The sequence below is a fragment of the Xanthobacter autotrophicus ATCC 700552 genome (genome assembly GCF_043194565.1).
GTDB lineage: Bacteria > Pseudomonadota > Alphaproteobacteria > Rhizobiales > Xanthobacteraceae > Xanthobacter > Xanthobacter autotrophicus_F.
In genome coordinates this window covers 1-1,911 of sequence record NZ_JBAFVS010000059.1, presented here as the reverse complement: position 1 = coordinate 1,911, position 1,911 = coordinate 1, and the positions used below count along the sequence as shown (strand labels likewise).

At 63.4% G+C, this 1,911-nt stretch carries 1 protein-coding gene; it reads right to left on the bottom strand.

All coding sequences use genetic code 11. The annotated features are described in order from the left end of the window. Positions 1-98 precede the first annotated feature (98 nt). On the bottom strand, positions 99-1,421 hold the full coding sequence (gene ltrA, locus V5F48_RS24850) for a group II intron reverse transcriptase/maturase (protein WP_394260629.1): 1,323 nt from the start codon (positions 1,419-1,421) through the stop codon (positions 99-101). Positions 1,422-1,911: the final 490 nt, after the last annotated feature.

The window sequence follows — 1,911 nt, the reverse complement described above, 5'->3', positions numbered from 1 at the left end:
GTAGAGTCGGGGACGGGCGCGGTGGCATTGCCCCGTTTCCCGTCCCCGCTCATCAAACCGGACGTGCGGATTTCCCGCATCCGGCTTTCCGACTGGCTTCACCGCAAGGCCCACGGCGACGACCGACTGCGCTCGCGTCGAAGGCATCGCACGGCCAATTCCCCGTAAACATGTTCGCGGGAGAACTGATCCGTTCCACGCCCCTGCACTTTGTGTCGTTGACGGAGGAAGTGCCGCGTCCGGTCATAGACATGCTGATCGACGGCCTCGTATGCCGACGCAAGGGCGCCGTAGGAGAAGTAGGCCGACCAACCGCGCAGAACGCGGTTCAACCGTGCTCGCACTTCGTCCCAAGCGCCCTTGTTGCCGGGCACCAGAAGTTCGCCGATCTTCACCTTGACCCGCTGCACGCTCTTCTTGGACGGGCTCGCCCCCAGGTACCAGCGACCTCCATTGGGAAGGTGGCGCGGTCCCAGTGTGTAGCCAAGGAAGTCGAAGCCTTCACGCCGGGCATCCTTCACCGAGGTTTTCGCCTCGTTGAGCGTCAGCCCGAGCTTCGTCATCACCGCCCTCGTCCAGGTCAGAGCCTCTTCCGCGTGCCCGCGGCTGAGGATGACGAAGTCGTCGGCATAGGAGATGACATGTGCGTGGAATGCCTCGCCGCGCCCCGTCAACCGCCAATGTTTCAGGAACCGGTTCATGTAGATGACGGAGAGCAGCGGACTGGCGACACCACCCTGGGGGGTGCCGCGAGCGCTGCTCTTGCCGCCGCTCATGTGCCGTTTCCCGTCGCCATCCCGTTCCTCGACCGGTACTTGCAGCCACAGCTTGATCAGCCGCAGCACATTCCGGTCGAGGACACGGCGGGCCACCGATCTCAGGAGGTCCGCGTGCGGGATCGTGTCGAAATACTTCGACAAGTCGGCATCGACGACGTCGGTGTAGCCCCGGCATAGCAGCCGGTGCGTTTCCTTGACGGCATCGATCGCGCTCCGACGCGGCCGATAGCCGTAGGCACCGTCCTCGAAGTCCGCCTCGAAGATCGGCTCCAGCACGATCTTGGCTGCGGCCTGAACCACCCGGTCCCGGATCGTCGGGATGCCAAGCGGACGTTCGCCGCCGCCAGGCTTTGGGATCATCACCCGCCGCACTGGATCAGGCTGGTAGGTCTTCGAGACGAGGTCCTCGCGCAAGCTCGCCAGCCACGCGTCTATATCCGCCGCCTCGATCTGTCCGAAGGTCATCCCGTCCACACCTGGCGCACCCGCATTGGCGCGGGCAAGCGTATAGGCACGCAGAAGGATGTCCTTGCGGCAGATTTTGTCGTAGAGAATGTAGAAGCGGAAAGCGGGCTCCGCCTTCGCCTTGCAGTACAGCTTTCTCTGAAGGCTCCTGATCTTATCGGGTGTTTCGAGGCTCATCGCCAATCACCCCCACTTCGCCAACTTCGAAAGCACACCAGAAGTCAGGGTCCTTTCCTCTGCCGGCGTTACCCGGCTTCGACGGTCATACGACCCTGTCCGACACCCGTCCGATCCACCGCTCCGAAGCGGTGTTGAAGCCGCGACCTCCGACCCGGACGGGTCTCCCTCGATTACCCGCATCACCATTCCAACGTGCTGTGTCCAATACCCCGGCAGACCAGACAGGTGCGTTTGTCGATTGCTTCCCTGTCCGCGCGGCCTTCCCCGAGCAAAAGGCGGGTCGGCGCCTGCATCGACTCTTTCGAGGCCTGCTCGAACTTCACTCACGTTACGGCCCGTTGGATCGCTCGGCCGCCCAAGGCGGCCTTTGTCACGAGGCTTCGACGAGGCTGGTTGCCCGGCCGCGCCGCTCGTCAGCTTCCGGATCAATCGACAACTCTCCGGATGGAACCTTCCTCCATAGATGATGCGCGCCTTCGAGGCGCAC

What these genes read in the sequence shown, in the direction of transcription:
- ltrA (WP_394260629.1), bottom strand. Translation starts at nt 1,421, where the DNA reads ATGAGCCTCGAAACACCCGATAAGATCAGGAGCCTTCAGAGAAAGCTG.